This is a genomic window from Rhizobacter sp. OV335 (assembly GCF_900142965.1).
Lineage (GTDB): Bacteria > Pseudomonadota > Gammaproteobacteria > Burkholderiales > Burkholderiaceae_C > Rhizobacter.
Map to the genome: position 1 here is coordinate 174,774 of NZ_FRCQ01000009.1, position 26,607 is coordinate 201,380.

At 69.5% G+C, this 26,607-nt stretch carries 24 protein-coding genes; 7 read left to right on the plus strand and 17 right to left on the minus strand.

What is annotated here, in order from left to right; all coding sequences use genetic code 11:
- Position 1: 1 nt before the first annotated feature.
- The 7 genes from BUE42_RS12170 to BUE42_RS12200 are packed head-to-tail and all read right to left on the minus strand — an operon-like array spanning position 2 to position 7,446.
- Positions 2–1,153 carry a Gfo/Idh/MocA family protein gene (locus BUE42_RS12170; protein WP_073465359.1) on the minus strand — a complete coding sequence of 384 codons (1,152 nt, stop codon included), beginning with the start codon at positions 1,151–1,153 and terminating at the stop codon, positions 2–4.
- A gap of 13 nt (positions 1,154–1,166) precedes the next feature.
- A complete protein-coding gene (locus tag BUE42_RS12175; protein ID WP_073465360.1) occupies positions 1,167–2,591 on the minus strand; it encodes an enolase-like domain-containing protein in 1,425 nt (474 codons plus the stop codon).
- The gene (locus tag BUE42_RS12180) at positions 2,581–3,396 is read right to left on the minus strand and encodes an ABC transporter ATP-binding protein (protein WP_073465361.1); all 816 of its coding nucleotides are present in this window, start codon (positions 3,394–3,396) and stop codon (positions 2,581–2,583) included. Before BUE42_RS12180 ends, BUE42_RS12175 begins: the two co-directional genes overlap by 11 nt.
- Positions 3,397–3,406: 10 nt before the next feature.
- Positions 3,407–4,402 (minus strand): ABC transporter substrate-binding protein, encoded by a 996-nt coding sequence (locus BUE42_RS12185; protein WP_073465362.1) that lies wholly within the window; start codon positions 4,400–4,402, stop codon positions 3,407–3,409.
- Positions 4,403–4,434: 32 nt separating this feature from the next.
- Positions 4,435–5,217, minus strand: a complete 783-nt coding sequence (locus BUE42_RS12190) for an ABC transporter permease (RefSeq protein ID WP_073465408.1) — start codon at positions 5,215–5,217, stop codon at positions 4,435–4,437.
- 45 nt (positions 5,218–5,262) lie between these two features.
- The gene (locus BUE42_RS12195; protein WP_073465409.1) at positions 5,263–5,946 is read right to left on the minus strand and encodes a TetR/AcrR family transcriptional regulator; all 684 of its coding nucleotides are present in this window, start codon (positions 5,944–5,946) and stop codon (positions 5,263–5,265) included.
- A 48-nt stretch (positions 5,947–5,994) separates the two neighbouring features.
- The gene (locus tag BUE42_RS12200) at positions 5,995–7,446 is read right to left on the minus strand and encodes a DUF2403 domain-containing lipoprotein (RefSeq protein ID WP_200798949.1); all 1,452 of its coding nucleotides are present in this window, start codon (positions 7,444–7,446) and stop codon (positions 5,995–5,997) included.
- 284 nt (positions 7,447–7,730) lie between these two features.
- Here BUE42_RS12200 and BUE42_RS12210 point away from each other — a divergent pair, with 284 nt between their 5' ends.
- Both BUE42_RS12210 and BUE42_RS12215 read left to right on the plus strand, forming a co-directional pair.
- Positions 7,731–9,470, plus strand: coding sequence for a thiamine pyrophosphate-binding protein (locus BUE42_RS12210; protein ID WP_073465363.1), 1,740 nt, complete (start codon positions 7,731–7,733; stop codon positions 9,468–9,470).
- Positions 9,471–9,567: 97 nt separating this feature from the next.
- Positions 9,568–10,110 (plus strand): hypothetical protein, encoded by a 543-nt coding sequence (locus tag BUE42_RS12215; RefSeq protein WP_073465364.1) that lies wholly within the window; start codon positions 9,568–9,570, stop codon positions 10,108–10,110.
- Positions 10,111–10,119: 9 nt separating this feature from the next.
- Here BUE42_RS12215 and BUE42_RS12220 read toward each other — a convergent pair whose 3' ends face one another.
- Positions 10,120–10,962, minus strand: coding sequence for an AraC family transcriptional regulator (locus BUE42_RS12220; RefSeq protein ID WP_073465365.1), 843 nt, complete (start codon positions 10,960–10,962; stop codon positions 10,120–10,122).
- Between the two features lie 89 nt (positions 10,963–11,051).
- Here BUE42_RS12220 and BUE42_RS12225 point away from each other — a divergent pair, with 89 nt between their 5' ends.
- Complete coding sequence (locus BUE42_RS12225) at positions 11,052–11,570, plus strand: GNAT family N-acetyltransferase (RefSeq protein ID WP_073465366.1); 519 nt, start codon at positions 11,052–11,054, stop codon at positions 11,568–11,570.
- Here the strand turns inward: BUE42_RS12225 and yedA are convergent.
- Positions 11,567–12,469: a drug/metabolite exporter YedA gene (gene yedA, locus BUE42_RS12230; RefSeq protein WP_073465411.1), complete on the minus strand. Its 903-nt coding sequence runs from the start codon at positions 12,467–12,469 to the stop codon at positions 11,567–11,569. The two genes, BUE42_RS12225 and yedA, sit on opposite strands and share 4 nt — an antisense overlap.
- 123 nt (positions 12,470–12,592) lie before the next feature.
- On the opposite strand from yedA, the gene BUE42_RS12235 reads away from it, so the two are divergent.
- Positions 12,593–13,075: an Lrp/AsnC family transcriptional regulator gene (locus BUE42_RS12235; protein WP_073465367.1), complete on the plus strand. Its 483-nt coding sequence runs from the start codon at positions 12,593–12,595 to the stop codon at positions 13,073–13,075.
- On the plus strand, positions 13,072–13,575 hold the full coding sequence (gene rraA, locus BUE42_RS12240; RefSeq protein WP_073465368.1) for a ribonuclease E activity regulator RraA: 504 nt from the start codon (positions 13,072–13,074) through the stop codon (positions 13,573–13,575). Before BUE42_RS12235 ends, rraA begins: the two co-directional genes overlap by 4 nt.
- A 74-nt stretch (positions 13,576–13,649) precedes the next feature.
- Here the strand turns inward: rraA and BUE42_RS12245 are convergent, their stop codons facing one another.
- Genes BUE42_RS12245 through mfd form a run of 3 tightly spaced genes read right to left on the minus strand, consistent with a single transcriptional unit; the run spans position 13,650 to position 18,909 of the window.
- Positions 13,650–14,723: a Fic family protein gene (locus BUE42_RS12245; protein ID WP_073465369.1), complete on the minus strand. Its 1,074-nt coding sequence runs from the start codon at positions 14,721–14,723 to the stop codon at positions 13,650–13,652.
- Positions 14,724–14,747: 24 nt separating this feature from the next.
- Positions 14,748–15,464 (minus strand): phosphoserine phosphatase SerB, encoded by a 717-nt coding sequence (gene serB, locus BUE42_RS12250; RefSeq protein ID WP_073465370.1) that lies wholly within the window; start codon positions 15,462–15,464, stop codon positions 14,748–14,750.
- A 4-nt stretch (positions 15,465–15,468) separates the two neighbouring features.
- Positions 15,469–18,909 carry a transcription-repair coupling factor gene (mfd, locus tag BUE42_RS12255; RefSeq protein ID WP_073465371.1) on the minus strand — a complete coding sequence of 1,147 codons (3,441 nt, stop codon included), beginning with the start codon at positions 18,907–18,909 and terminating at the stop codon, positions 15,469–15,471.
- A 98-nt stretch (positions 18,910–19,007) separates the two neighbouring features.
- On the opposite strand from mfd, the gene ispD reads away from it, so the two are divergent.
- Both ispD and ispF read left to right on the plus strand, forming a co-directional pair.
- Complete coding sequence (gene ispD / locus BUE42_RS12260) at positions 19,008–19,700, plus strand: 2-C-methyl-D-erythritol 4-phosphate cytidylyltransferase (protein ID WP_073465372.1); 693 nt, start codon at positions 19,008–19,010, stop codon at positions 19,698–19,700.
- Positions 19,700–20,203, plus strand: coding sequence for a 2-C-methyl-D-erythritol 2,4-cyclodiphosphate synthase (ispF, locus tag BUE42_RS12265; protein WP_235002289.1), 504 nt, complete (start codon positions 19,700–19,702; stop codon positions 20,201–20,203). The genes ispD and ispF overlap by 1 nt, the downstream gene beginning before the upstream one ends.
- Here the strand turns inward: ispF and BUE42_RS12270 are convergent.
- The 5 genes from BUE42_RS12270 to BUE42_RS12290 form a co-directional block, all read right to left on the minus strand.
- Positions 20,193–21,446 carry a hypothetical protein gene (locus BUE42_RS12270; protein WP_073465373.1) on the minus strand — a complete coding sequence of 418 codons (1,254 nt, stop codon included), beginning with the start codon at positions 21,444–21,446 and terminating at the stop codon, positions 20,193–20,195. The genes ispF and BUE42_RS12270 overlap by 11 nt on opposite strands.
- Positions 21,443–22,675 carry an HAF repeat/PEP-CTERM domain-containing protein gene (locus BUE42_RS12275; RefSeq protein WP_073465374.1) on the minus strand — a complete coding sequence of 411 codons (1,233 nt, stop codon included), beginning with the start codon at positions 22,673–22,675 and terminating at the stop codon, positions 21,443–21,445. The genes BUE42_RS12270 and BUE42_RS12275 overlap by 4 nt, the downstream gene beginning before the upstream one ends.
- Before the next feature lie 15 nt (positions 22,676–22,690).
- Complete coding sequence (locus BUE42_RS12280; protein ID WP_073465375.1) at positions 22,691–23,920, minus strand: HAF repeat-containing protein; 1,230 nt, start codon at positions 23,918–23,920, stop codon at positions 22,691–22,693.
- A 136-nt stretch (positions 23,921–24,056) separates the two neighbouring features.
- Complete coding sequence (locus tag BUE42_RS12285) at positions 24,057–25,091, minus strand: metallophosphoesterase (protein ID WP_073465376.1); 1,035 nt, start codon at positions 25,089–25,091, stop codon at positions 24,057–24,059.
- Positions 25,088–26,416, minus strand: a complete 1,329-nt coding sequence (locus BUE42_RS12290; RefSeq protein ID WP_073465377.1) for an ATP-binding protein — start codon at positions 26,414–26,416, stop codon at positions 25,088–25,090. The genes BUE42_RS12285 and BUE42_RS12290 overlap by 4 nt, the downstream gene beginning before the upstream one ends.
- Positions 26,417–26,607: the final 191 nt, after the last annotated feature.

Sequence of the window (26,607 nt, forward strand, 5' to 3'; positions counted from 1 at the left end):
GTCAGAGCGCCAGCGCCGGCACGTCGACCCAGCGCCGTTCCTTCCAGCTTTTCAGCGCCGCCTCCACCAGCTGCACGCCCTTGGCCCCTTCGGGCAGCGTGAAGCGGTACGGCGCGTCCTCGGCCACGTGGCGCAGGAACTGCTCCCACTGCAGCTTGAAGCCGTTGTCGTAGGGCTGGGTGTCGGGCACCTCCTGCCACTGCTCGATGAACGGCATGGTCTGGCGCGTGTCGGGGTTCCACACCGGGCGCGGCGTGTTCACGCGCGCCTGGCTGCGGCAGTCGGTCAGACCGGCCACCGCCGAGCCGTGCGTGCCGTCGACGTGGAAGGTGACCAGGTCGTCGCGCCGCACGCGCGTCACCCACGAGCTGTTGACCTGTGCGATCACGCCGCCGGCCAGCTGGAAGGTCGCGTAGGCGGCATCGTCGGCGGTCGCGCGGTACGGCTTGCCGGCTTCGTCGAAGCGCTCCGGGATGTGCGTGGTGCCCAGGCACGACACGGCCTGCACCTCGCCGAACAGGTTGTCCAGCACGTAGCGCCAGTGGCAGACCATGTCGAGGATGATGCCGCCGCCGTCTTCCTGCCGGTAGTTCCACGACGGCCGCTGGATCGGCTGCAGGTCGCCCTCGAACACCCAGTAGCCGAACTCGATGCGCACCGACAGGATGCGGCCGAAGAAGCCGGCGCGCTTCAACATGTCGAGCTTGCGCAGCCCGGGCAGGAACAGCTTGTCCTGCACCGCGCCGTGCTTCACGCCGGCCTGCTGCGCGAGGCGGCACACCTCCAGCGCCTCCGAAAGGTTGGTCGCGATCGGCTTCTCGCAGTAGACGTGCTTGCCGGCGCGGATCGCCTGCGCCAGCAGCGTCGGGCGCATCTGCGTCGTGCCGGCATCGAAGAACACCGTGTCGTTGCGGTCGGCCATCGCGCTGTCGAGGTTGGTGCCCCAGCGCGCGATGCCGTGCGCCTTCGCGAGCGTCTCGATCTTGCCGGCGTCGCGGCCGATCAGCACCGGGTCGGGCATCAGCCGGTCGCCGTTGGCGAGCACCACACCGCCCTGGTTGCGGATCGCGACGATCGAGCGGATCAGGTGCTGGTTCATGCCCATGCGGCCGGTGACGCCGTGCATGATCAGACCGAGTCGTTGGGTGGCCATGGGGGTCCTTGCGTCAGACGAAAGTGGTCGCCTGCGACAGCGGCTGCATCGCCAACCAGTCCGGCGTGGCCGCGTGGGCGTAGCCGGGGCCGGCCAGCGAATGGAGATCGAGGCGGCCGCCGGCGATGCGCAGGCGGCCGTCGGCGTCGTACAGGTCGGGATGGGCCTGCACGAAGGCCTGGCGTTCGGCCGCTGGCGCGGCGCCGAAGCCGTCGGCGTAGTGGTGGCCGTTGCGCTCTGCATGCGCCAGGCCGAGCAGCGCGGCCAGCGCCAGGTCCTGCTGCACTGAGAGGCCGGCCTGGCAGGTCAGGTCCTCGGCCGACATGAACCACGCGGGCGGCTGGCCGTCGCGCTGCGCGGCCTGGTTCCAGCGTTCGCAGCGCGCGCGGTTGACCAGCGATTTGTAGAAGCCCTTGCAGCCCTTGCTCGACACGCCGTGCCAGCCGGCGTCGCGGCCGCGCACGAAGGCGTCCAGCGTGCCGTCGGCCTCGTCCATCAGCAAGGGGCAGGGGAGCGCCGGCAGTGCGCCGTCGAACGAGCGGTCGCGCGGCAGCGGCTGTTCGAGGTACAGCAGCGCATCGGGCCGCGCGGCGTACGCGGGCAGGGCGGCCAGCCGCGCGAACAGGTCGAGCAGCGCGGCGGTGTCGCCGTACTGCTCGTTGCCGTCCAGCGTGTAGCGGTGGCCGGGCGCATCGCGGCCGAGCACCGCCAGCACCTCGCCGAGGCGTTGCGCATCGGCTTGCGGATCGCCGCCGAGCTTGATCTTGAACACCCGGTGCCCGTAGCGCGCGATCACCGCCGGCAGGCTCACCGGCAGCGGGCCGGCGTCTTCGGGCAGCGCCTGCAGCGCATCGAGCATGCCGACGGTGTGACGGGCCTCGATGTGGGGCCGCGGCACCAGCGTTGGCAGCCAGCCGTTCCAGTCGAAGCCGCGCAGGTCGGGCAGCAACGCGCTCGGCTGCAGGCCGATCGCATTGCGCGCGACCGCATCGAACACCGACAGGCCGAGCGCCTGGCACAGCGCGTCGATCACCGCGCGGTCGACCACGGCCTGGCCGAAGGCGCTCGACAGCTCGGTCGCCCCGGCGTGGCGGCCGGCGTCGGCCAGCGCGGCCGCATGGCGCTGGAACAGCTCGAACGCGCTGGCCGATGCGTCGCCGGCATAGGCCTGCACCGTGCGTTCGACCGCGCCGGCCAGGTGCTCGACGTTCTGCGCATGCGAGAAGCCGGCGCGCTTGTCGAACCACTTCGGCACCATCAGTTCGGCCGCATGGCCCTGCCAGCTGCCGCGGCCGGCCACTTCGACGGTGACGCGCACGAAGAGCTGCGGGCAGCGGTACAGCGTGACCGCGCCGAAGCGGAACGGCAGGCGCAGCGCCACCGGCCGCACGCCGCAGTCGACCGCGCGCACGACCAGCAGGATGCCTTCAATGCGCATCGAGCGACCCCTGCGCGTAGAAGTGCGCGCGCAGCGTCTTCGCGTACGCGGCGAAGGCCTCGCTGCCCATCACGTCGAGCGAGCGCGGCCGCGGCAGCGCGATGTCGTACACCGCGGCGATGGCGCCCGGCCGCTCGGTCATCACGAACACCCTGTCGGACAGGAAGATCGCCTCCGGGATGCTGTGCGTGATCAGCAGCACCGTCTTGCCGGAGGCGCCCCAGATGCGCTGCAGCTCGAGGTTCATGCGCTCGCGCGTCATCGCGTCGAGCGCGCCGAAGGGCTCGTCCATCAGCAGCACCGGCGGGTCGTGCAGCAGCGCGCGCAGGATCGCCACGCGCTGCTGCATGCCGCCCGACAGCTGCCACGGGTACTTGTTCTCGAAGCCGCGCAGCCCGGCCATCTCGATCAGCTGCTGCGCGCGCTCGCGGGCCGCCGCCATCGGCAGGCCGCGGATCTCGGCCTGCAGCAGGATGTTGTCGATGACGCGCCGCCACGGCAGCAGCAGCGCGTTCTGGAACACGATGCCGACGTCGGTCTGCGGGCCGTGCACCGCGCGGCCGGACAGCGTCAACTCGCCGCCGCTGGCCGGCAGCAGCCCTGCCACCAGCTTCATCAACGTGCTCTTGCCGCAGCCCGACGGCCCGACCACCGAGACGAACTCGCCGGCGCGGATCGACAGGTCGAGCGGGCGCAGCGTCTCGACGTCGCCGTCCTGCGTGCGGTAGGTCTTGTGCAGCCCGCGCGCCTCGATCAGCACAGGCGCCGGCGCGGCCGACTCGACGGGTTTCAGCACGGCGCTCATCGGCCGCACATCACGGCAGGTAATCCAGCGAGACGAAGTCTTCCGGCTTGCCGCGGGTGGCCGGGTCCATGCCGCCGTACTGCACCAGCAGGTCCAGCGATTCGCCGACGTTCTTCATCGACACCCGCAGCGGCCGCAGCGCCCGCGTCTCGTCGGTGTGGTACAGCGCCGTCGTCAGCTTCAGGCCCGCGAGCATGGTGTCGCGCTGGCCCGACTTCGGGTTCGCCTTCAGCGTCGCGTCGACCGCGGCCTCGGGGTTCTTCTCGGCCTCTTCGAGCGCGCGCGTGGTGGCGCGCAGGAAGCGTTTCACCAGGTCGGACTTGGCGGACAGCGTGTCCTTGTGGGCGACGATGCCGGAGCTGATCAGGTTGACGCCGTAGTCGGCGAAGCGCACCACCTGCACCGGCTTCTTCGTCGCATCCTGCAGCTTGATGTTCTGGTCCATCACGTAGCCGAGCAGCAGGTCGGCCTGGCCGTTGATCACTGCGTTCAGCTTGGTCTGCGCATCGCCCGAGACGGTCTTGAACTGGCTTTCCTGCAGCCCGGTCTTCTTCAGGAACAGCGGCCAGATCTGGCTCATCGAATCGCCGGGCGTCATCGCGACGGTCTTGCCGGCGATGTCCTTCGCGGTCTTCACGCCCTTCTCGGAGAAGCCCATCACCGACATCGGGCTCACCTGCAGCGCGACGCCCACCGCCTTCACCGGCGCGCCCTTGGCCGCTGCCTTCACCATCGTCGGCACGTCGACGTAGCCGAAAGTGGCCGAACCCGCCGCCACCGCCTGGATCGACACCGCCGAGCCGCGGCCCTCCTGGATCTCCAGGTCGATGTTCTCGGCCTCGTAGAAGCCGCGCTCCTTGCCGATGAAGAAGGGCGCGTGCTCGCTGTACACGTACCAGTTCAGCAGCAGCACGACCTTGTCGCGCGATTGCGCAAGGGCCGGCAGCGCCAGCGTGGAGCCCAGGGCGGCCAGCGCGGCTGCGCGAGCCAGGGTGCGTCGTCTCATGCTCGTCTCCTTCGTTGTTCGGTTTCGTGTGCTCAATGCATCGGCTGCTGCCCGCCACGCTGCGACGCATGCCACGGCATCAGCCAGCGTTCGACCCCTTCGATCGCGAGGAACAGCAGCACGCCGACCAGCGACAGCAGCACCAGCGCGGCGAACATCAGCGGCAGGTCGAAGCTGCCGGTGGCCTTTTGCAGCACGTAGCCGATGCCGGAGTTCGAGCCGACGAACTCGCCGACCACCGCGCCCACCACCGCCAGCGTGACCGAGACCTTCAGGCCGCTGAAGATCGACGGCAGCGCGGTCGGCAGCCGGAACTTGATGAACACCTTCCACGGGCTCGCGCCCATCGAGCGGGCCAGGTCGATCACGTCGGCCTCGACCGACTTGAAGCCCTGCACCGTGGCCACCACCACCGGAAAGAAGCCGAGCAGGAAGGCCGCGATCACCTTGGGCACGATGCCGAAGCCGAACCACACGACGAAGAGCGGCGCGATCGCGACCTTCGGGATCGACTGCGAGAACACCAGCAGCGGGTACACGAAGCTCTCGACCAGGCGCGACGACGCGATCCACATCGCGATCGGCACGCCGAACAGCGCCGACAGCGCGAAGCCGGCCAGCGTGGCGTACAGCGTCGGCAGCGTCTCGCGCAGCAGCATCGGCCCCTCGGCCACCAACTGGTGGGCCACCGACCACGGCGTCGGGATCAGGTAGGGCGGTATGCGGAACACCCGCACCGCCAGGTCCCACAGCACCAGCAGCAGCACCAGCAGCCAGGCCGGGCGCAGCGCGGGAGACAGGAGCCAGCGTTTCATCGTGCGGTCCTTCTTCACCGTTTGGTGAATTACGTCGGTGCGGTGTCAGTCCCGCAGCACATAGCCCATCACCACCTCGGTGATGTGCGAGAGGCGCTCCGACAAGGCCTTGGGCGCCATCAGGTCGCGCCCGAAGATGGTCGACAGCGTGTGGTTGTTCGACAGGTAGAAGTACGCGAGGCCCGCGATCGAGATGTAGAGCTGCACCGCGTCGACGCCGCCGCGGAACACGCCGTCGCGGCGGCCGCGCTCGAGCACCTCGCCGAGCGTCTGCACCAGCGGCGAGTTCATCTCGAGGATGCGGCCGGACGCCTTCAGGTGGCGGGCGCGGTGCAGGTTCTCGCTGTTGAGCAGCGTCAGGAATTCCGGGTGCGCGAGGTAGTGCTCCCAGGTGAACGACACCAGCCGGCGCACCGCGTCGGGCGGGCTCAGGCGTTCGAGGTGCAGCTCGCGCTCGGCGTTGCGGATGTCGGCATAGGTCTGCTCGAGCACCGCGAGGAACAGCTCGTCCTTGCCGCCGAAGTAGTAGTAGATCAGCCGCTTGTTGACGCCGGCGCGCTCGGCGATGCCGTCGATGCGGGCGCCGCCCAGGCCGCGCTCGGCGAACTCGTGCATCGCGGCGCGCAGGATCTCCTGCTGCGTGCGCTCGGCGTCACGGGTGCGCAGCTCGACGACGTCGGGGGCGGCGTGGGCTGCGGCGGAGGCGGCGGTGGACGCGGGCGGCGACATGGCGCCCATAATTCAACGCATGGTGAATTATGGGCATCCGGTCGAACCCTACTTCGGCAGGCGCAGCCCCATCAGGCTGTCGATCGCCCCGCGGGTGATCGTGTTCGGCAAGGCCGGTACGATGGCCTTCAGCGACGCCGGGATGGCGCCCGGGTGGACCATCGCCACCTGCACCGCGCGCGATTGCTCGTCGAGCAGCACCAGGTAGTAGCGGTCGTCCACCGGGCGGCGCCACACCGGGCCGGCGCTGCCGCGGTTGTTGGCGTCGATCACGACCCCCTGCTTCATCACCGTCAGGCTGTTGGCGTCGAGCAGGTCGGCATCGGCCGCGAAGTGGTCCATCGTGCAGCCCTTGACGCCGCAGGTCGAGCCGCCCAGCGAGCCCACCTGGTACGAGCGGATGCCGGTGCTGATGATGTCGCGGTTGCCGTACTGCGTGCCCTGCGATTCGGAGACCACCTCGAGGATGTTGATCTGGCCGCAACCGTCGCCGAGCCCGGCGTTGCCGGGGGTGTTGCTGAAGCAGTGGCAGGGGCTGTAGCCCGACCAGCCGTCGCGGTACAGCTCCGACGGGGCGACCGCGAGCCACGGCGAATCCTCCGCCTTCTCGTCCTTGCCGTCGGTGACGCAGCTCAGCGGCTTCATCGACGCGTCGTCGGCGTAGGGCATGCCGGCCAGCATCACGACGAGCTTGGAGCCCTTCCAGCCGACGAAGTCGAGGTCGGAGCCCGGGCAATACGGGTCGCTGCCGGGGCCGCACTTGAACGGCTTCTCCTGTGAAGCGAAGACGGTGCAGCTGTTGCCGAGCTCGCTGGGCAGCACCTTCGAACCTTTCGGTCCGGAGAAGTGGAAGTTGTACGGCTTGTCGGGCGTGCGGCGGTCCCAGAACGAGCGGATCGCCCAGTTGCCGTCGTTGGCGTCCAGCGGCTGGTAGACGACCAGCTGCTTGATGCGCAGCGGGCCGTCGAGCACCAGCCCGAGCTCTTCGTTGAACGGGCTGATCTTGTCGCTGCTGACCTCGTGCTTCGTGCGGCAGCAGGATTCATCGCCCCACGGGAACTTGAGGACTTCCGACTGCACGTTGCAGCTCGCGCTGCCGGCCTGGGCCTCGGTGCGGCGGCCCCAGTAGCCCTTGGCGCCGATGTTCGTGAAGGTCAGCGTGCCGCCGAGCGTCGGCGTGCCGTTGTTGCTCGTCGGCGACGCGGTGTGGGCGGGGGCCTGGGTGTTGCCGAGGTCCGGCCAGGTGTTGGCGGACGGTGCGGGCGCCGGAGCGGGGCTCGGCGCCGGGGCCGGGCTGGGTGCGGGGCTCGGTGCAGGGGCCGGGCTCGGGGAGGGTGCAGGACTCGGCGCCGGGGCGGGACTCGGGGCGGGCGCAGGCGCGGGGGCCGGAGCCGGTGCAGCACCGGCGGGCGAGGGTGCGGCGCTGTCGCCGCCACCGCCGCTGCAGGCGGCCAGGGCAGCGGTCGCGAAGAGGGCGGCCAGCAGGGATGTCTTGTTCATGCGCGAGAAGGGGCAAGTTGCGGACCACGCCGGCACCTGTCGCGAGGGCCGTCCCTGCGGCCCGCCAGCCCGCGCGGGCGCTGCGTTCGCGCGACCCATCGGCGCGGCGCATGCGCACCATACGCCAACCCGCAGACTCCGATTGCGTCGCCCGCGGACAGTTCCTGTTCCTGGTTGCCGCGAATCGTCAGCGCTGCGCTGCGATTCACGCGGTGGCGGCGTCGAACCGGCCCGCGCACAAGGCACACTGGGCGCCTCATTCCAGCTGGCAGTGCCGCGCCGACATGACCGACTCCTCGTCCCATTCGCCACGCCCCCCGAGCACACCACGCCTGGCCGGCCACGTGCTGGTCGAAGCCCTGATCGCCCAAGGCATCGATACCGTCTTCGGCGTGCCCGGCGAGAGCTACCTCGCCGTGCTCGACGGCTTCCATGAACACCGCGACAGCATCCGCTTCATCGCCTGTCGGCAGGAGGGCGGTGCCGCCTTCATGGCCGAGGCCCAGGGCAAGCTGACCGGCCGCCCGGGCGTGTGCTTCGTGACGCGCGGCCCGGGCGCCACCAACGCCAGCATCGGGCTGCACACCGCCTTCCAGGACAGCACGCCGATGGTGCTGTTCATCGGCCAGGTGGCCAGCGACCAGCGCGACCGCGAGGCCTTCCAGGAACTCGACTACCGGCAGGTGTTCGGCCCCGGCACGCTCGGCTTCGCGAAGTGGGTCGGCGAGGTGCACGACCCGGCGCGGCTGCCCGAATACATCTCGCGCGCCTTCCACACCGCGCTGCAGGGGCGGCCCGGGCCGGTCGTGCTGGTGCTGCCGGAAGACATGCTGACCCAGGCCACCGACGCGCCGGTGCTGCCGCGCGCCGAGCCGGCCCACGCCTGGCCGGCACCGGGCGGCCTGCGCGACCTGCGCGCGCTGCTGATGGCCGCCGAGCGGCCGTTCGTGATCGCCGGTGGCAGCGGCTGGGACGCGGCCGCCTGCGCCGCGCTGCAGCGCTTCGCCGAGAACTGGAACCTGCCGGTCGGCTGCGCGTTCCGCTTCCAGGACCTGTTCGACAACCGGCACGCCAACTACGCCGGCGATGTCGGCATCGGCATCAATCCGGCGCTCGCGCGGCGCGTCGCCGAGGCCGACCTGGTGATCGCGATCGGCGCGCGGCTCGGCGAGATGACGACCGGCGGCTACACGCTGCTGAAGGCGCCGCGGCCGCTGCAGAAGCTGGTGCACATCCACGCCGGGCCGGAGGAGCTTGGCCGCGTCTATGCGGCCGACCTGCTGCTGCAGTCGTCGATGGCCGCTGCCGCGAAGGCGCTCGAAGCGCTGGCCGCGCCGACCCAACCGGCCTGGGGCGAGTGGACCGCCGCGGCGCATGCCGACTACGAAGCCAACCACGGCGCCGCCGCGGTGCAGCCGCTCGACATGGCCGAGGTCATCAAGACCATCCAGCGCCTGGCACCGGCCGACACCGTCTACACCAACGGCGCCGGCAACTACAGCGGCTGGCTGCACCGCTTCTGCCGCTACCACGGCCTGCAGCACGCCGGCCGCACGCAGCTCGCGCCGACCGCCGGTGCGATGGGCTACGGCGTGCCGGCCGCGGTGGCCGCGGCGCTGCTGTACCCCGAGCGCACCGTGGTCAACATCGCCGGCGATGGCGATTTCCTGATGACGGGCCAGGAGCTCGCGACCGCCACCGGCTACGGCGCGACGCGGCTGATCAGCGTCGTCGTCGACAACGGCACCTACGGGACGATCCGCATGCACCAGGAGCGCGAGTACCCCGGGCGGGTCAGCGGCAGCGACCTGTTCAACCCGGATTTCGCGGCGCTGGCCGAGGCCTTCGGCTGGCGCGCGGCGCGTGTCTCGGACACCGCGGGCTTCGAGCCGGCGTTCGCCGCCGCGCTGGCCAGCGGCCGCCCGACGCTGCTGCACCTGAAGCTCGATGCGAACGTCAGCACCAGCCGCAGCAGCCTGCAGGCGATCCGCGAGGCGGCGCAGAAGCGCCTCGGCCCGTCATGACAAGCCCGAGCGGCGCAGAGGGTGAAAGCGTCTGTCAGATGACTTGTTCAAGACAATGTCATACCCGCGGTGTCATACCAACGATATATTGCCGACGATGAACAAAGTGCTTCCCGTCAATCCCACGCCGGCACCGACGCCGGCAGAGCGCTGGGTGTGGCGGGCCTGCCTCGCGGTGTCGCTGGTGTGGCTGGCGGTGGCTTGGGCCGGCCAAGCGCGTTGGTGGCCGGGGGCGCTGCTGCTGGCCTTGAGCCTGCTGCCGCCGTTGCTGCGCTCGCAACGCCGGCAGGTCGCGATGCCGGGCTACGACACGCTGGACGTGAGTCCGTGGGGCCTGGTGCACCGCAGCGGCCTGCCCGACGATCCGCAAGAGCCGTCGACCCGGCGCCTGGCCTGGTCCGACATCCGGCAGGTCGACGTGCTGACCACCGAAGACGGCCCGCTCGGCGAGGACCTGTTCTTCGTGCTGATGACGCAGCCCGACAGCGACGTCGATGCGCTGGCCGTCTCGAACGCGCAGGCGGTGCCGACCAAGTTGCTCGATGCGATGGCGCAGAACCTCGGGCCGCTCGATCAGGCGCAGCTGCTGAACGCCGTCAGCACGCGCGAGTTGAAGCGCTTCACGCTGTGGCGGCGCTGATCCGAAACCCTAAGCCGGCCGCATCTGCTTCAGCCACGCGCCGGGCGACAACCCGGTCGCGCCCTTGAACCGCCGGGTGAAGTGGCTCTGGTCGGCAAAGCCCACGGCTGCGGCCACCTCCGCCAATGCCCGGCCTTGCAACAGCAGCTTGCGGGCCTTCGCGAGCCGGACCGCGTTCAGGTAGAGGTGCGGCGGCACGCCGAAGTGCTGGGCGAAGGCGCGGCTCAGGTAGACCCGCGACACGCCAGCCGCGGCCGCGAGTTCACCGATCGACAGGTCTCGATCGGCGTTCGCCCGGATGTGGTCCCTGACGCGCTGGAGCCGCTTCAGCCCTGCGTGCACCGGCGGCGGCGCGGTTCTGGGCGATTCGCCATGCTGCAGCAGGAGTTGCACGAAAGCCTCCATCAGCAGCACTTCGCCTCGCATCGATTCCTGCGGCTGGCCGGTCGCGAGGATCGCTCGGTGCAGCGTTGCGGCCGCCTGGGGGGCGTGGACGACCGGTTCGCGGAAGTGACGGCTGCCCTGGATCCCGGCGGCGCGCTGCAAGACGCCGGGCAGCACGTCCGCCTCCACGTACAGCATGCAATAGCCATAGCCGCCTGCCTGGCCAGGGAGGCCATCGTGGGCCTGGTCGGGGTTCAGCAGGATGACGTCGCCGGGCACGCTGGTCTGGGTCGTGCCCCGGCAGTTGAAGGTCTGCACGCCGCTGCCGGTCAGGCCGATGCCGTACTCCGGATGGCTGTGCCGTTCGAACGCGTGATCGGTGAAATGCGCTCGCATCAGCGTCACGCCCGCGGCGCCGGCCGGCCGGTACTGCACCCAGTCTGAAGCTGCCGGCGCGTCTGCCTGCATCTCGATGGCCCTTTGCGATTTACAACGGTACAAGACGTCGGCGGCACGCCTCGTCACAGTGGCAGCTTTCCAGCTTCCTGCCGCAGCTCATGCACATCCGACCCGCGAGTGTCGACGACATTCCCACCATCGAGGCGCTCTATCACGAGGCGATCAGGTTCCAACGCGAAGGCGGGCACCCGTCCTGGCAAGACCTGGACCTTGCCGTCGTCGAGAAGGACATCGCCGAGCGCTGCCAGTACGCGCTGGTGCTGGACGGCCAGGTGGCGGGCATCTTCAGCTTCTGTCCGCCATCGCTGATGGACAGCGAGATGTGGCAGGGGCTGGCGCCGGAATCGGCCCGCTACATCAACCGCATCATCGTCGGGCAGGCGTGGAAGGGCCGGCAGCTGTTCGCGCCCATGCTGGACTGGTGCGAACGCGAGGTGCATCGCCTGGGCCTTGGCGTGCTGCGACTGGACACCTGGGCACAGAGCACCGGACTGATCCGCCACTACGCCAGGTTCGGCTTCAGGCGGGTGGGGGAGCGCATCACCTCGACGAGCGACCGATTGCCACCGCAATATCGCGGCATTCACCTGGTGATCATGGAGAAGCCGATCGGCTAGCGGCTCTTCTTCCAGAGCAGCAACACCACCCCCGCGAGCACCACGCCCGCGGCCGTCCACTCGTAGTGCGTGACGGTCTCGCCGGCCACCGCGACGCCCAGCAGCATCGCGATCACCGGGTTCACGAAGGTGTAGCTCGACGCGAGCCCGGCGCTGGCCTTCGACAGCAGCACCATGTAGGCGTTGAACGCGATCAGCGAGCCGAACACCACCAGGTAGAACCAGGCGCCGACCGCCTTCGGCTCGGGCGGCCACTGCATCTGCTCGCCGGTGACGGCCGCCAGCAGCAACAGCACCACGCCGCCGCAGATCATCTCGCTGGCGAAGCCGGTCGCGCCGGGCGCGAGGGGCAGGCTGCGCTGGCTCAACACGCTGCCGATCGACCAAGTGACGCAGGCCGTCGCGATCGCGGCCAGCCCGACCGGCGAGGCCTGGAAGCCGGCGCCCTGCGTCAGCATCAGCACGCCGGCCAGGCCGACCGCGATGCCGAGCAGTTCGATGCGGCTCGGCACCACGCGCCACAGCAGGTTCAGGCCCGCGATCATCAGCGGCACCACCGCGATGAACGCGACCACCAGGCCCGAGCCCACCGTCTGCTCCGAGTAGGCGGTGCAGCCCATGCCGCCGCCCAGCATCAGCGCGCCGACGACCAGCGCATTGCGCCATTGCACGCGGTTCGGCCACGGTGCGCCGCGCCAGCGCATCCAGGCCATCAGCAGCACGCCGGCGAACAGGAAGCGCGAGCCCATCTGCAGGAAGGGCGGGAAGCTGACCAGCGCGAACTTGATCGCGAGGTAGGTGGAACCCCAGACCAGCCAGGTGGCGGCCAGGCACAGCAGGATCAGCGCCTGCGGGCCGCGATCGGGTTGCACGGCGGCGGTGGGTGATGAAGCGGACATGTGGGAACTCGATGCAGAAATCAGGTCGACATCGTACGAAGGCGTGCGGCGCATTGGAAGGCGAAACACAAGGTCGATCGATGCAACGCATGCTATGTTTGATGGACTTTCGGAGGGTTTGCCTTGAATGCTGAAATCGACGCCCATGACACGCGCATCCTGGCCGAACTGCAGGCCGATGCGCGGCTGACGATGGCCGAGCTGGGCCGCCGCGTGCACCTGAGCCAGCCGGCGGTGACCGAGCGGGTGCGCAAGCTCGAGGCGGCCGGCGTGATCACCGGCTACCGCGCGACGGTCAACCTCGGCAAGCTCGGCTATGGCATCCGCGCGATGGTGCGCGTGGGCCGCGCCGAGTACGCGCGGGTCGTGAAGCTGGTGCAGCAGAGCCCGGAGGTGGTCAGCGCCTACAACGTGACCGGCGAGGACAGCTGGCTGCTCGAGATCGCGGTGATCGACGTGCCCCACCTCGACGCCGTCGTCACGAAGTTCTGCTTGCTGACCGAAACCTCGACCGCGATCATCCTGAACACCCCGCGCGAGCACCAGACGATGCTGCCGCCGCGCCGCGAAGATGTGAAGCCGCCGATCAAGAAAGTGACCGCATGAGCACCGACCACGCGAACGATTTCGCCACCTGCGACCTGTGCGATGCGCACAAGAACGACACCGACGGCGCGTTTCGCGTGCTGCCGCCGGTGTTCCGCGACTTCGGCGGCCGGCCGAAGTTCAGCGGGCCGGTCAGCACGGTGAAGTGCTTCGAGGACAACTCGCTGGTGAAGGCGGCCGTCGATTCGCCGGGGCAGGGCCGCGTGCTGGTGGTCGATGGCGGCGGCTCGCTGCGGCGCGCGCTGGTTGGCGGCAACCTCGCGGCTGCTGCGGCGCGCAACGGCTGGGCCGGGCTGGTGGTCGATGGCTGCGTGCGCGACGTGGCGGAACTGGCGGCCTGCGATGTCGGCATCCGCGCGCTGGCGCTGATGCCGCTGCCGACCGAGAAGCGCAACGAAGGGCAGCGCGACGTGCCGGTGCAGGTGCAGGGCGTGTGGGTGCGGCCGGGCGAGTGGCTTTATGCGGATGCGGACGGGATCGTCGTGATGCCGGCGCCGTAGAACATGTCGCTGCGGCGAACATGTTCCTGAAACGTGTTAAAAAAACTCAATTAATTTAACACGTTGACGTGCCATCACCGGGTCAGCAGCCCGAACAGTGGTTCGTTGATGAAGTAAACCTCGCGGCCGATCTTCTGACCGCTCAGCACGCCAAGCCGCTCCAGTTCGCGCAGGTATTTGGCGCAGGTCTGCCGGGTGCCAAGGCCGGCACGCTCCAGGAACTGGATCTTGCAATACGGCTGGCGAAAGACCTGCTCGATCAGGTCCTTGCTGTAGACGCCGGGCGCTTCGCGTTGAACGCGCTCCCGCACGGACTCCATCAACGCGAGGATGTCGATGATCTGTTGCCGGGTTCGGAGCGAGGTCTGCTCGACCGCATCGAGCATGTACAGCACCCACTCGATCCAGGCACCTTCTTCCGTCACGCGGCGCAAGCCTTCGTAGTAGGCCGCCTTGTGATCGATGATGTGGCGAGACAGGTAGAGCACTGGCTGAGTGAGCAGCCCGCAGTCGACGAGGTAGAGGATGTTCAGGATGCGGCCGGTGCGCCCGTTGCCGTCGGGAAACGGGTGGATGGCTTCGAACTGATAGTGCATCAAGGCCATCTTCACCAGCGCGTCGAGCCCGTCTTCGGCGTGCATGAAGTTCTCGAGCTCTCGCAGCTTGTCGCGGATGACGCCATCGCCTTCCGGCGGGGTGTAGATCGTCTGGCCGCGGCCGTTCGCGATGCGCGTTCCGGGCGTGCGGCGGACGCTGAAGTCCGCCTGCTTGATGAGCTGTGCGATCTCGATGAACAGGCCGGTCGCCAGCGGCCGCGTGCCGATCTGCCGGAAGCCGTGGTTCAACGCCTGGCGGTAGCGCAGCACCTCCTTGGCCTCGGGGCTGGCAGGCAAGGACTCATCCGATGCCGCCTTGAACAGCTCGTCGTTCGTCGTCAGGATGTTCTCGATCTCGGACGAGGCTCGCGCTTCCTGCAGGATCAGGCTGTCGAGGAGCATCGCCTGATCGGGCATGCGCTCGGCCATGCCTTTCAGCTCGGCGAGCGCCCGGCTCGCGGTGATGGCCTTGCGCAGCACGGCCGTCGTTTCCAGCGCTGTCGCCGGAGGCAGCGGCGGCAGATCGTTGAAGGGCGTGTTGCGATCGAACATGCGTGGCGCTCCTGGAAGAGGCCGCTATTGCACCACTTGCACCAGTTCCAGCAACCGGTCCAATCCGCCCGCATTGATCGCCACCATCGCCTGCGCCCGCACCGCCGGCTTCGCGTGGTACGCCACCGACAGCCCGGCGACGCTCATCATCGGCAGGTCGTTCGCGCCGTCGCCCATCGCGATGGCCTGGCTCGGCGGGATGCCCAGTTGCGCGCAGGTCGCCAGCAGCATCCGCTTCTTCTCGTCGCCATCGCAGATGTCGCCCCACGGCTGGTCGACCATGCGGCCGGTCAGCGCACCATCGGCGACCTCCAGCACGTTCGAGCGCGTGAAGTCGATCTTCAGCCGGTCGCGCACGTGGTCGGTGAAGAAGGTGAAGCCGCCCGAGACCAGCAGCGTCTTCATCCCCACCGCCTGGCAGGCCTGCACCAGCGACGCGGCACCAGGGTTCAGCTGCAACCGCTGGTCGAGCACCTGCTGCATCGCGCTGACCGGCACGCCCTTCAGCAGCGCGACGCGCCGGCGCAGGCTGTCCTTGTAGTCGGCGATCTCGCCGCGCATCGCCGCTTCGGTGATCGCCGCGACCTCGGCCTTGCGGCCAGCCGCGTCGGCGATCTCGTCGACGCATTCGATGTTGATCAGCGTCGAATCCATGTCGAACGCGATCAGCTTGAAGTCCGCGAGCCGCAGCGGCGGCGTGAAGCGCTGGATGACGAGGCCGGGAGCGAATTCAGAAGTCATGGATTCAGGCAGTTTGCTTCGGGGTACCGAGCGAGCGCAGCACGTCGCGGATCAACTGCGCGCGGTCCTTCGGCTCGGGCGTCTGGCGCTCGATGCGCAGCTTGTCGTTGCCGGCCAGCTTGATGTGGCGGTTCTTCTGCACCAGCTCGATGATGCGCATCGAATCCACCGGCGGGTTGGGCCGGAAGCTGATCACCATCAGCGACGGCGCGGCATCGATCTTCATCACGCCATACGGCTTGGCCAGCACGCGCAGCCGGTGCACGTCGAACAGCGTCTGGCCCTGCGGCGGCAGCTTGCCGAAGCGGTCGGTGATCTCCTCGAGCATGGTGTCGATCTGCTCGGGCTTCTCGGCCGTGGCCAGGCGCTTGTACAGGCTGAGGCGGGTGTGCACGTCGCCGCAATAGGCATCGGGCAGCAGGGCAGGGGCGTGCAGGTTGATCTCGGTGGTGGCCGACAGCGGCGACAGCAGGTCGGGCTCGCGGCCGGCCTTCAGCGAGCGCACGGCTTCGCTCAGCATCTCGTTGTAGAGCTGGAAGCCGACCTCCATCATGTTGCCGCTCTGGTTGTCGCCCAGCACCTCGCCGGCGCCGCGGATCTCCAGGTCGTGCATCGCGAGGTAGAAGCCGGAGCCGAGCTCCTCCATGTTCTGGATCGCCTCCAGCCGCATCGCGGCCTGCTTGGTCAGCCCGTCGACCTCGGGCACCAGCAGGTAGGCATAGGCCTGGTGGTGCGAACGCCCGACGCGCCCGCGCAGCTGGTGCAGCTGCGCCAGGCCGAACTTGTCGGCGCGGCTGATCACGATGGTGTTCGCGCTCGGCACGTCGATGCCGGTCTCGATGATGGTGGAGCACAGCAGCACGTTGTGGCGCTGCGCGACGAAATCGCGCATCACGTGCTCCAGCTGCCGCTCCGGCATCTGGCCGTGCGCGACCGCGATGCGTGCCTCGGGCAGCAGCTCCTGCAGCTTCTCGCGCCGGTTCTCGATGGTGTCGACCTCGTTGTGCAGGAAGTACACCTGCCCGCCGCGCTTCAGCTCGCGCAGGATCGCCTCGCGGATGGTGCCGCTGCTCTCGTTGCGCACGAAGGTCTTGATCGCCAGGCGCCGCTGCGGCGCGGTCGCGATCACGCTCAGGTCGCGCAGGCCTTCGAGCGCCATGCCCAGGGTCCGCGGGATCGGCGTGGCCGTCAGCGTCAGCACGTCGACCTCGGCGCGCATCGCCTTGATCGCCTCCTTGTGGCGCACGCCGAAGCGGTGCTCCTCGTCGATCACCAGCAGCCCGAGGCGCTTGAACTTGACGCTCTGGCTGATCAGCTTGTGCGTGCCGATCACGATGTCGACGGTGCCGTCCTCGATGCCCTCGAGTGCCGCCTTCACCTCCTTCGGCGAACGGAAGCGCGACAGCTCGGCCACCTTCACCGGCCACTTGCCGAAGCGGTCCGAGATGTTCTGGAAATGCTGCTCGGCCAGCAGCGTGGTCGGCGCGAGGATCGCCACCTGCTTGCCGCCGGTGACGGCGACGAAGGCCGCGCGCAGCGCCACCTCGGTCTTGCCGAAGCCGACGTCGCCGCACACCAGCCGGTCCATCGGCTTCGGGCTCACCATGTCCTGGATCACCGCGTGGATCGCCGCCTTCTGGTCGGGCGTCTCCTCGAAGCCGAAGCTCGCGGCAAAGGCCTCGTAGTCGTGCGGCGAGAAGCGGAACGCGAAGCCCTCGCGCGCGGCGCGGCGGGCGTACAGGTTCAGCAGCTCGGCAGCAGTGTCGCGCACCTGCTCGGCTGCGCGGCGCTTGGCCTTGTCCCACTGGCCGGAGCCCAGGCGGTGCAGCGGCGCCTCTTCGGCGCTGACGCCGGTGTAGCGGCTGATCAGGTGCAGCTGCGCGACCGGCACGTACAGCGTGGCCTTGTCGGCGTATTCGAGGTGCAGGAACTCGCTCGGGCCCTCGCCCAGGTCGATGCTCATCAGCCCCACGTAGCGGCCGATGCCGTGGTTCACGTGCACCACCGGGTCGCCGACCTTCAGCTCCGACAGGTCCTTGATCAGCGCGTTGACGTCGCTGACCTGCTCCTGCTTGCGCTTGCGCCGGCCGGTCGGCGAGGTCGCGAACAGCTCGGTCTCGGTGATGAACTGGATCGCGCGGCCGAGCTCGGTGTCGTGCCAGAAGAAGCCCTCGGCCAGCGGCGCGACCGCGATCGCGAAGCGCTCGTCGCCCTGCTCGAACTCGGTGAGGCTCGCGACCGACGGCGGCTCGATCCGGCTGTCGCGCAGCAGTTCGAGCAGGCTCTCGCGCCGGCCCTCGCTCTCGGCGACGATCAGCACGCGGTGGGCCGTGGTGCCGACGTGCAGCTGCAGCTTCTTCAGCGGCTCGGGCGCGCCGCGGTCGACGCTCAGGTCGGGCAGCGGGCGCGCCCAGTCGGTCTCTTCCTTGCCGCGCACCGACAGCACCGGGTGCGCATTGGCGATCGCGAAGAAGTCTTCGGTGCGCAGGAAGATGTCTTCCGGCGGCAGGATCGGCCGCTCCTTGTCGTGCTGCAGGAAGCGGTGGCGCTCGCGGGTGTCGACCCAGAAGCGCTTCAGCGCGTCGTCGACCTCGCCGTGCAGCGCGATCGCGGCCTGTTCGCCGAAGTAGTCGAAGATGGTCGCGACGCCGTCGAAGAACAGCGGCAGGTAGTACTCGATGCCGGCGGTCGCGATGCCGCTGCCGATGTCCTTGTACAGGCGCACCTTGGTCGGGTCGCCGTCCATCTTCTCGCGCCAGCGGGCGCGGAATGCGGTGCGCGAGTCCTCGTCCATCGGGAACTCGCGGCCCGGCAGCAGCCGCACCTCGGGCACCGGGAACAGGCTGCGCTGGCTGTCGGGGTCGAAGGTGCGGATGCTGTCGACCTCGTCGCCGAACAGGTCGACGCGGTAGGGCACCAGCGAGCCCATCGGGAACAGGTCGATCAGCCCGCCGCGCACCGCGTACTCGCCGGGCGACACCACCTGGCTCACGTGGGTGTAGCCGGCCAGCGTGAGCTGGGCTTTCAATGCCGCCTCGTTGAGTTTTTCCTTCTGCTTGAAATTGAAGGTGTAGGCCGCGAGGAAACTCGGCGGCGCGAGGCGCACCAGCGCGGTCGAGGCCGGCAGCAGCACCACGTCGACCTCGCCGCGCTGGATGCGCCACAGCGTGGCCAGCCGCTCGGAGATCAGGTCCTGGTGCGGCGAGAAGGTGTCGTAGGGGAGGGTTTCCCAGTCGGGGAACACCGCGATGCGCAGCTCGGGCGCGAAGAACGCGAGCTCGCCTTCGAGCCGCTGCGTGTCGGCCGGCTCGGCGCTGACGATCGCGGTGAGCTGCTTCTGGGCCGTGCGCGCCTGCGCGAAGCGGGCCAGCAGCAGGGCATCGGCCGAGCCGATCGGGCGGGGCAGCGTGAAGCGTTTTCCGGGAGACAGGCTGGGAAGGTGCATGGACACAATCGCGCGACAAAATCAAATCGCCCCGCGCGGTGTGACGGCGGGGCGATAGGGCGGGGCCGATTATAGAATTCGCCACCTTTTCGCGCCCCATGCCGACTTCATCTCCCTCCCGACTGTTCGCCCTCGTGCCTTGCGCCGGTGTCGGCGAGCGCGCCGCGGCGAACGGGCCGAAGCAGTACGCGGCACTGGCCGGCGCGAGCGTGGTCTCGCACACGCTGGCGGCGCTGGCGCAGGTGACGCGGCTCGCCAACGTGCTGGTGGTGCTGAACCCCACCGACACCGCGTTCGAATCGCATGCGCCGGCGTTCACCGGCTGGGCCGCGCGGGTCGGCGGCGAGACCCGCGCGCAGACGGTGGCCAACGGCCTCGCCGAGCTGCTGGCGCGCGGCGCTCATGCCGACGACTGGGTGCTGGTGCACGACGCCGCGCGCTGCCTGGTGCGTCCCGAGTGGATCGACCGGCTGATCGACGTGTGCCTGCACGATGCGGTCGGCGGGTTGCTCGCGCTGCCGCTGGCCGACACGCTGAAGCACGAGGTGCAGGGCCGCAGCGAAGCCACGCTGGAGCGCCGCCACAAGTGGCAGGCGCAGACGCCGCAGATGTTCCGCGTCGGCCGGCTGCGCGACGCGCTGGCGCAGGCCGGTGACCAGGTCACCGATGAAGCGAGCGCGATCGAGGCGCAGGGCCGCTCGCCGCTGCTGGTGCGCGGCGCGCTCGAGAACCTGAAGATCACCTACCCGGACGACTTCGCGTTGGCCGAACGACTGCTGAGGACGCGCTGATGAACCCGAACCGCAACAAGCCGCCGGAGATGCGCGTCGGCGAAGGCTGGGACACGCACCAGCTGGTGGCCGACCGCAAGCTGGTGCTGGGCGGCGTCGAGATTCCGCACACGCACGGGCTGCTCGGCCATTCCGATGCCGATGCGCTGTGCCATGCGATGACCGATGCGCTGTTCGGCGCCGCCGCGCTCGGCGACATCGGCAAGCATTTCCCCGACACCGACCCGCAGTTCCACGGCGCCGATTCGCTCGCGCTGCTGGCCGAGGCGGCGCGCCGCGTGCGCCTGGCCGGCTGGGAGATCGCCAACGTCGACAGCACCATCGTCGCGCAGCAGCCGAAGATGGCGCCGCACATCCTGACGATGCGCCAGCGCGTGGCCGGCGCGTTGGGCCTCGACGTCGACCGCGTCAACGTGAAGGCCAAGACGGCCGAAAAGATGGGCCCGGTCGGCCGCCTCGAAGCCATCGAGGCGCGCGCCGTCTGCCTGCTGATCAAGCCCTGAGCGAAGAAGCCTCCCGGCGTCGCCAGCACACCCACGCGAGCCCGCACACCATCATCAGCACGACGGCCGGCTCCGGTACCGGCGTCACCAGGAACGCCCGGCTGCCGAGCGTCGTGACGACGAACTGCCCGCGGTCGTTGATTTCGCTCGCGTACAGGAAGAGGTCGTTGAACGACGGGTCGGCATTGACGAACCTCAGGTCGTTGACGTCGACCGGGTCGCTGCCGTTCGGGCCGGTGATGAAGGCGTGGGAGAAGAGGTAGGGCGAGAAGCTGTAACTGCCCGCCACCTGGCCCAGGTTGTTGATCGCGCGGCCCCCCGCATAGAACTCCTCCCGACCCTGCCCCTGGAACGTGACCAACTGCTCCACGTTGATCCTCTTCACGGCACCGTTTGCTTCGCTGAGGAAGACACCGCCGTCCGGGCCATAGAACCTTGCGGCGCCGCTCAGCACCTGGCCGCGGTCGTTGATGTCCGCAACGCCCGAGATCGTGTCGATGTTGTCGTAGTCGTAGCCGGGAACCTTCACCTCGGTCAGCGCCTGGTTGCTCGCATCGGCCAGCGCACCGCGCGAGCGCACCGGCTCCGTCGGGTCGCCGCGCACGCGGTTCTCTGCATTGACCGCCACCGTGCCGGCGGCATTGATGCCGTTGGCCGTCGAGGTCGCGCCGCCCAGCGTGCCGATCGGCTGGATGGCACCGGCGCCCGGCTTGGTGACGAATCCGCGCTGCAGCCCGTCGGCGTTGATGAAGCTGCCGGTGACCTGGCCGCCGGCATTGATCTTCGACGCCGTGCTGTTGCCGGCCGACCCGAGGCTGCGCGGCGTGGCGCCGGGGCCTTGCATCACGAAGGCGCGGGTGTCGTCCGGTGCGTCGCCGTTGTCGGCGTTGATCGACGAGGTGCCGACGACCCAGCCCTGGTCGTTGATGGCGGTCGCCCTGTTCCAGCTGCCGCCCAGCGTCGGGATGCTGGTCAGGCCGACGCCGTTGGCGCCGGTCACGAAGGCCATGTAGGTGTCGTCGGACGACCAGCCGTTGTTGCCGCGCGCATAGGCATAGCCGACCACCTGGCCGCTGTTGTTCAGGCCGGTGGCGACCATGCCGATCCAGTCCCCGCCGAAGCCGCCGAGGTCGGTCAGCAGGTACTCGCCGGCCTGCGCGAGCGGGGCGGTGGCCAGCAGGGCGCCGGAGGTGCCCAGCGCCGCCAGCAGGCGGACCAGGTGTTGCTTGAGGGTGTGCTTCATGGGTTCTCCCTTGGTTGGCATTGCTTTCGCCGAACAACCAGCAGGCCAAGGCCCGCCAGCAGCATCAGTGCTGTCGCCGGTTCGGGCACCGGCGAGATCAGGTAGACGTGGCCGTCCCCCGAATTGGCGAGGATCTGCCCGGCATCGTTGATCAGCAGTGCCGCGTCGTAGCTCCAGTACAGCGCCGACCCGGGGGGATCAGGGGAGAACGGGCCGTAGTCGACCAGCGTTGCGCCGCTGCCGTCGGGTCCGGTGACGAACAAGCCCTCCGCGAAGATGCCCTGGTGGTAGCGGCCGACCACCTGGCCCGCGGCATTGATTCCGCCGGGCCAGACGTCCACGGACACCGGAAACTCGCCGCCCGCGGGGGGCAGCGGCACCCGCAGCGTGCGGCTGCTGCCATCGGCTTCGGCGATGAATCCGGTGGGATCGCGAAAGCCGGGCGCCGCCAGCCCCACGACCTGTCCGCGGTCGTTGATGTCCAGGCCCCGGCTGAATTCGCCCGGCGAGGGGCCGGGGATCTCGCGCATGTCGGCGCCGTTGGGTCCGGTGATGAAGGTGCGCCCCGTGCCGTCCATGCCGTTGGAAGCGCTGCTCATGCCGGTGACCTGCCCGGATGCATTGACGGCGGTCGGAATGCTGGTCGCGGTGCCGCCCTGGTACAGGCTGCCGAGTTCATGCAGGTTGCCGGCCTGCGCATCGGTGATGAAGCCGCGTTGAATGCCCGCTGCGGTCGTGCTGGTGCCCACCACCTGGCCGCTGGCGTTGATGGCGGTTGCGCTGCTGGAACTGCCGCCGAGCGTGCCGAGCTCGCGTGCCGATGTGCCGTTCGGGCCGACCACGAAGGCACGCTCGGTGCCGCTGGCCGTCAACGACGTGCCGACCACCCAGCCCGCGTCGTTGATGCCGGTGGCCCGGTTCCACGAACCGCCGAGCGTCGGAAGGGCGCTCAGGCCGATGCCGTTGGCACCGCTGATCCAGGCGGTCTGGCCCGTCTCGCTCCACGACCCGTCCGTCGCCTGGGTGAGGTGGGTTTGAAAGCCCACCACCTGTCCGCTGTTGTTGAAGCCGGTGGCCTGCATCAGGTTCCACTCGCCCGGCCCTGGCGGAGGCCCCAGCGCCCCCAGGTCGAACAGCGTGTACGGGGCGGCGCTCGCCACCGCAGGCGCGCCGGCCAGGCACGCAGTGGCGCACAGCGCGGCGAAGAAGCGCGTGAGTGTCTTGCCCATGGTCGCTCCCTGCCGTCAGGCGTTGATGCTCGTGCGGCGGCGCCACGCGAGCCAGCACAGGCCGCACACCATCATCAGCAGCGCCGCCGGCTCGGGCACCGGCGTCACCAGGTAGGCGTGGCCGTTGGTGCCGTTGGTGATGAACTGGCCCGAATCGTTGATGCCGGTCGCGTTGAAGAACAGCCAGTCACGCGCGCCGGCCGCGAGGTTCGTGAAGCTCAGCGTGTTGACGTCGACCAGCCCCAGGCCGTTGGCGCCGCTGATGAACGCGTGGCTCACCATGTTGACGGTGAAGTAGTAGCTGCCGGCGACCTGGCCGACGGCGTTCAGGCCATAGGCGTCGCTCTCCAGCCGCCACGCACCCGCCATCTCGAACGAGCCCATGTCGTAGAGGTTCAGCACCCGGCCGACGCCATCCCGGCCGGCGATGAAGGCACGCCCGCCATCGCCGATGAACGCCGCCGAGTTGCCGACCATCGTGCCCTGCTCGTTGATCGCGCGGGCCACCGAGTTGGTGTCGGGGCCCGTCATGTCGTAGCCGGCCACCGCGATCGGCATCATCACGTCGCCGCCATGGCCGGTCATGAAGGCGCGCTGGCGTGGCGTGTCGGGGGTGGCGTAGGTGCGGTACTCGGCACCGCCGACCACGCGGCCTTCCTGGTTGACGCCGTAGGCGGTGGAGTTCGCGCCGCCCAGCGTGCCGATGTCGTGCATCGCGCCGCCGTTCGCATCGGTCAGGTAGGCCCGCTGCGTGTTGCCGTGGGCGGTGTACGCGCCGACGACGCGGCCATCGGCGCTGATGCCGTTCGCGGTGCTCGGGCCCGCCAGCGTGCCGAGGCTGCGCGGTGCACTGCCGTTGCCTTCGTAGACGAAGCCGCGGCTGTCGCCGCCCGGCGTCGAGGTGGTGGTGGCCGAGGTGCCGACGACCCAGCCACTGTCGTTGATGCCGGTCGCCTTGCTCCAGCTGCCGCCGAGCGTCGGAATGGCTGTCATGCCGTGACCGTCGGCGCCGGTGACGAAGGCCTGGTAGGTGTCGGTTTGTGGCGTGCCGATGTAGCCGTCGTACGCATAGCCGACGACCTGGCCGCTGGCATTGATGCCGGTGGCGTAGACGCTGCCAAAGCCGTTGCCGAGCAGGCCGAGGTCGGTCAGGCTGTACTCGGTGGCCTGCGCCGGCGCGCCGCTGCCGAACAGGCAGGCGCTGCAGCCCAGCGCCGCGAGGACACGTGCGATGCGAGTCTTCATGTGCGTTTCCCCTGGTGGTTGTGACGTCCGCAATTTGTACGGCGGCCGTGTGTCAAACCATGTCGCATTCCCGCACACCCGCGAGCCGGGCAGGGGCATGGCGCGGGCATCCGTCGGATGGCCCGCGACCCGGGGTTCAGAAGGCCAGCACGTCGATCGTCGGCGGCACGCGGAAGCGGATTGGCAGCTTGTCGATGCCGACGCCGGGGGTCACGTAGACGCGGGCGTTCTTCAGCTCGTACAGCCCCTGGCGGAAACCGCCATCGGTGGCATGCGCCAGCAGGTGCTTCGTGAAGACCGGGATGTCGATCTGCCCGCCGTGCGTGTGGCCGGCCAGCAGCAGCGCGGCCTCGTCAGGCTCGAGGTCGAACACCGTGTCGGGGTTGTGCGTCAGCACCACGCGGTGCGCGCGGTCGACGCCCCAGGGCTGGCGGCGCGACGTGGCGAGGTCGCGCTCGGCCGAGCCGGCGCTGCGGTCGCCGAGGCCCTGCAGTTCGCAGCGGCCGAGCGGTACGCGCTTGCCGTCGATCGCTTCCACATGTGCTGCCGCGAGCGCCTGCTGCAGCTCGTCGGCCAGCGGCGGGCCGGGGCGCTGCTCGTCGTGGTTGCCGAGCACCGACAAGGTGCGGTGGCGCAGCCCGGCCAGCGGCGCGAAGGTGCTGCGCAGATCGTGGCCCGGCTCGAAGGTCCAGTCGCCGGCCACCAGCACCGCGTCGACCTGCAGCGTGTTCAGGCGGTCGACGAGGCGCTGCAACTCGGCCTCGCGCACGAACAGGCCGACGTGCAGGTCCGAGATCAGCGCGACACGCACGCCGCAACTCGTGCCGAGCGTGGTCTCGCGCACCTGCAGCCAGTTCGGCTCGATGAAGCGGGCCCAGGTGAAGCAGGCGCACAGTGCGAGGGCGACGAGGCCGGCCACCGTCGCCGCCGGCTTGCGGCGCCGGGCAGTACGCCAGGTCTCGCGGGCGAGCAGCAGCAGCGTCGGCCACAGCAGCCACGAGCACCAGTAGATCGCGAGCTTGGCGATGACGCGGTGCCGGTCTTCCTCTTCGTACCACGCGCCCTGGAAATCGCGGGCGACCAGCGCGCCGAGCAGCACGACGATGGCGATGGCCAGCAGTGCGCGCCACCCGCGGCTGCCGGCGCGGGCGATCGGGCCGTCGAACCTCATGGGGCGCGCTTCAGCCTGACGTGGGCGACGAGGCCGCCGTCGGACGCATTCGACAGCTCGAAGTTGCCGCCCATGCGCTGCACCGCCTTCTCGACGATGGCCAGGCCGAGGCCGGCGCCGGTGGCGGCGGTGCGGGCGGCATCGCCGCGGAAGAACGGGGTGGTGAGCTGCTTCAGCTTGTCGTGCGAGACGCCGGGGCCGTGGTCGCGAACGCTCAGGATCACCCACGGGCCGGTGCGCGCATAGCTGACGTGCACGCGGGCGATGCCGGAGTCGGCGGAGCGGCCGTAGCGGCGGGCATTCTCGAACAGGTTCTGGAACACGCGGCCGAGCTCGATCTCGTCGGCCATCACCTTGGTGTCGATCGCCACCCGCGACACGATGCGGATCTGGCTCGGGTCGCGGAAGCCCTGCATCTCGCGCTCGACCAGGCTGCTCACGTGCACCGGCACCAGCTTGGTCTCGCCGGGGCGGGCATAGTCCATGAACTTGTCGATGATGGCGTCGAGCTGGTCGATGTCGAGCGCCATGTTGCGCTTGGCTTCTTCGTCGTGCACGCTCATCTCGGCCTCGAGCCGCAGCCGTGCGAGCGGAGTGCGCAGGTCGTGCGAGATGCCGGCGAGCATCACCGCGCGGTCTTCCTCGACCTTGGCCAGCTCGCGGGCCATGCGGTTGAAACCCATGTTGACCTGGCGGATCTCGCTGGTCAGCGTGTTCTCGTCGAGCTGCGATTCATATTCGCCGTCGCGGATGCGGCTGGCGGCAAACGACAGGTCGCGCAGCGGCTGGTTGATGAGCCGCGCGATCGCGGCCGAACCGACCACCGTGGCGAGCAGCGCGATGCTGACCCACAGCAGCCAGGTGCTGCCGGCCAGCGGGCGCACGCGGGTCGGGTCGGCCTGCAGCCAGTACGGATCCTTCTCGATCGAGAAGCCGACCCACAGCCCACCATTGCCGTTGACCGCGGTCGCGACGATGGTGTCGGGGCCGAGGCGGGTGCGCAGCTCCTGGCCGATGGCGCGCGAGAAGCGATCGACCTCGAAGGCCTCCCACTTGTCGCCGGGCTCGCGCGGCAGCACGCGCACGGCCTCCTGGTCGGACATGGTCTTGACCAGCGTCACGCGGTTGATGCCGTCGGCATAGCGCAGCGCGGCGCGCGACAGGTTCACGAGGCTCGCGATCTGCTGCGCGGCTTGCACCGCGCGGGGCTCGAACTCGAGCGCGCGGAAGGTCTGCACCCACGCGAAGATGCCGCCGGTCAGCAGCACGGCCAGCAGGAAGAAGGTGCGCCAGAAAAGGCTCAGCGCGACGGCGTTTCTGGCCATGGTGTTGTTGTTGTTCTTTGCGCGCCCGGAGCGGCTGGGGGCATGCCGGGGGGGCTCATGCCGGAGCGGTCGGCGCTGGCGCGCCGACTCCACTGCGAAGATCGGCTTCGGGGGTGCATCGCCAAACTCCCGCCGCTCGCTTCGCTCGCTGTGGTCAAACAGTGGCGATGGGTCAGTCTACGAAGCGCGCT

Excerpts from the sequence above, each read along its gene's own strand:
- BUE42_RS12170 (WP_073465359.1), bottom strand. The coding sequence starts at position 1,153 with ATGGCCACCCAACGACTCGGTCTGATCATGCACGGCGTCACCGGCCGC.
- BUE42_RS12175 (WP_073465360.1), bottom strand. The coding sequence starts at position 2,591 with ATGCGCATTGAAGGCATCCTGCTGGTCGTGCGCGCGGTCGACTGCGGC.
- BUE42_RS12180 (WP_073465361.1), bottom strand. The coding sequence starts at position 3,396 with ATGAGCGCCGTGCTGAAACCCGTCGAGTCGGCCGCGCCGGCGCCTGTG.
- BUE42_RS12185 (WP_073465362.1), bottom strand. The coding sequence starts at position 4,402 with ATGAGACGACGCACCCTGGCTCGCGCAGCCGCGCTGGCCGCCCTGGGC.
- BUE42_RS12190 (WP_073465408.1), bottom strand. The coding sequence starts at position 5,217 with ATGAAACGCTGGCTCCTGTCTCCCGCGCTGCGCCCGGCCTGGCTGCTG.
- BUE42_RS12195 (WP_073465409.1), bottom strand. The coding sequence starts at position 5,946 with ATGTCGCCGCCCGCGTCCACCGCCGCCTCCGCCGCAGCCCACGCCGCC.
- BUE42_RS12200 (WP_200798949.1), bottom strand. The coding sequence starts at position 7,446 with ATGAACAAGACATCCCTGCTGGCCGCCCTCTTCGCGACCGCTGCCCTG.
- BUE42_RS12210 (WP_073465363.1), top strand. The coding sequence starts at position 7,731 with ATGACCGACTCCTCGTCCCATTCGCCACGCCCCCCGAGCACACCACGC.
- BUE42_RS12215 (WP_073465364.1), top strand. The coding sequence starts at position 9,568 with ATGAACAAAGTGCTTCCCGTCAATCCCACGCCGGCACCGACGCCGGCA.
- BUE42_RS12220 (WP_073465365.1), bottom strand. The coding sequence starts at position 10,962 with ATGCAGGCAGACGCGCCGGCAGCTTCAGACTGGGTGCAGTACCGGCCG.
- BUE42_RS12225 (WP_073465366.1), top strand. The coding sequence starts at position 11,052 with ATGCACATCCGACCCGCGAGTGTCGACGACATTCCCACCATCGAGGCG.
- yedA (WP_073465411.1), bottom strand. The coding sequence starts at position 12,469 with ATGTCCGCTTCATCACCCACCGCCGCCGTGCAACCCGATCGCGGCCCG.
- rraA (WP_073465368.1), top strand. The coding sequence starts at position 13,072 with ATGAGCACCGACCACGCGAACGATTTCGCCACCTGCGACCTGTGCGAT.
- BUE42_RS12245 (WP_073465369.1), bottom strand. The coding sequence starts at position 14,723 with ATGTTCGATCGCAACACGCCCTTCAACGATCTGCCGCCGCTGCCTCCG.
- serB (WP_073465370.1), bottom strand. The coding sequence starts at position 15,464 with ATGACTTCTGAATTCGCTCCCGGCCTCGTCATCCAGCGCTTCACGCCG.
- mfd (WP_073465371.1), bottom strand. The coding sequence starts at position 18,909 with ATGCACCTTCCCAGCCTGTCTCCCGGAAAACGCTTCACGCTGCCCCGC.
- ispD (WP_073465372.1), top strand. The coding sequence starts at position 19,008 with ATGCCGACTTCATCTCCCTCCCGACTGTTCGCCCTCGTGCCTTGCGCC.
- ispF (WP_235002289.1), top strand. The coding sequence starts at position 19,700 with ATGAACCCGAACCGCAACAAGCCGCCGGAGATGCGCGTCGGCGAAGGC.
- BUE42_RS12270 (WP_073465373.1), bottom strand. The coding sequence starts at position 21,446 with ATGAAGCACACCCTCAAGCAACACCTGGTCCGCCTGCTGGCGGCGCTG.
- BUE42_RS12275 (WP_073465374.1), bottom strand. The coding sequence starts at position 22,675 with ATGGGCAAGACACTCACGCGCTTCTTCGCCGCGCTGTGCGCCACTGCG.
- BUE42_RS12280 (WP_073465375.1), bottom strand. The coding sequence starts at position 23,920 with ATGAAGACTCGCATCGCACGTGTCCTCGCGGCGCTGGGCTGCAGCGCC.
- BUE42_RS12285 (WP_073465376.1), bottom strand. The coding sequence starts at position 25,091 with ATGAGGTTCGACGGCCCGATCGCCCGCGCCGGCAGCCGCGGGTGGCGC.
- BUE42_RS12290 (WP_073465377.1), bottom strand. The coding sequence starts at position 26,416 with ATGGCCAGAAACGCCGTCGCGCTGAGCCTTTTCTGGCGCACCTTCTTC.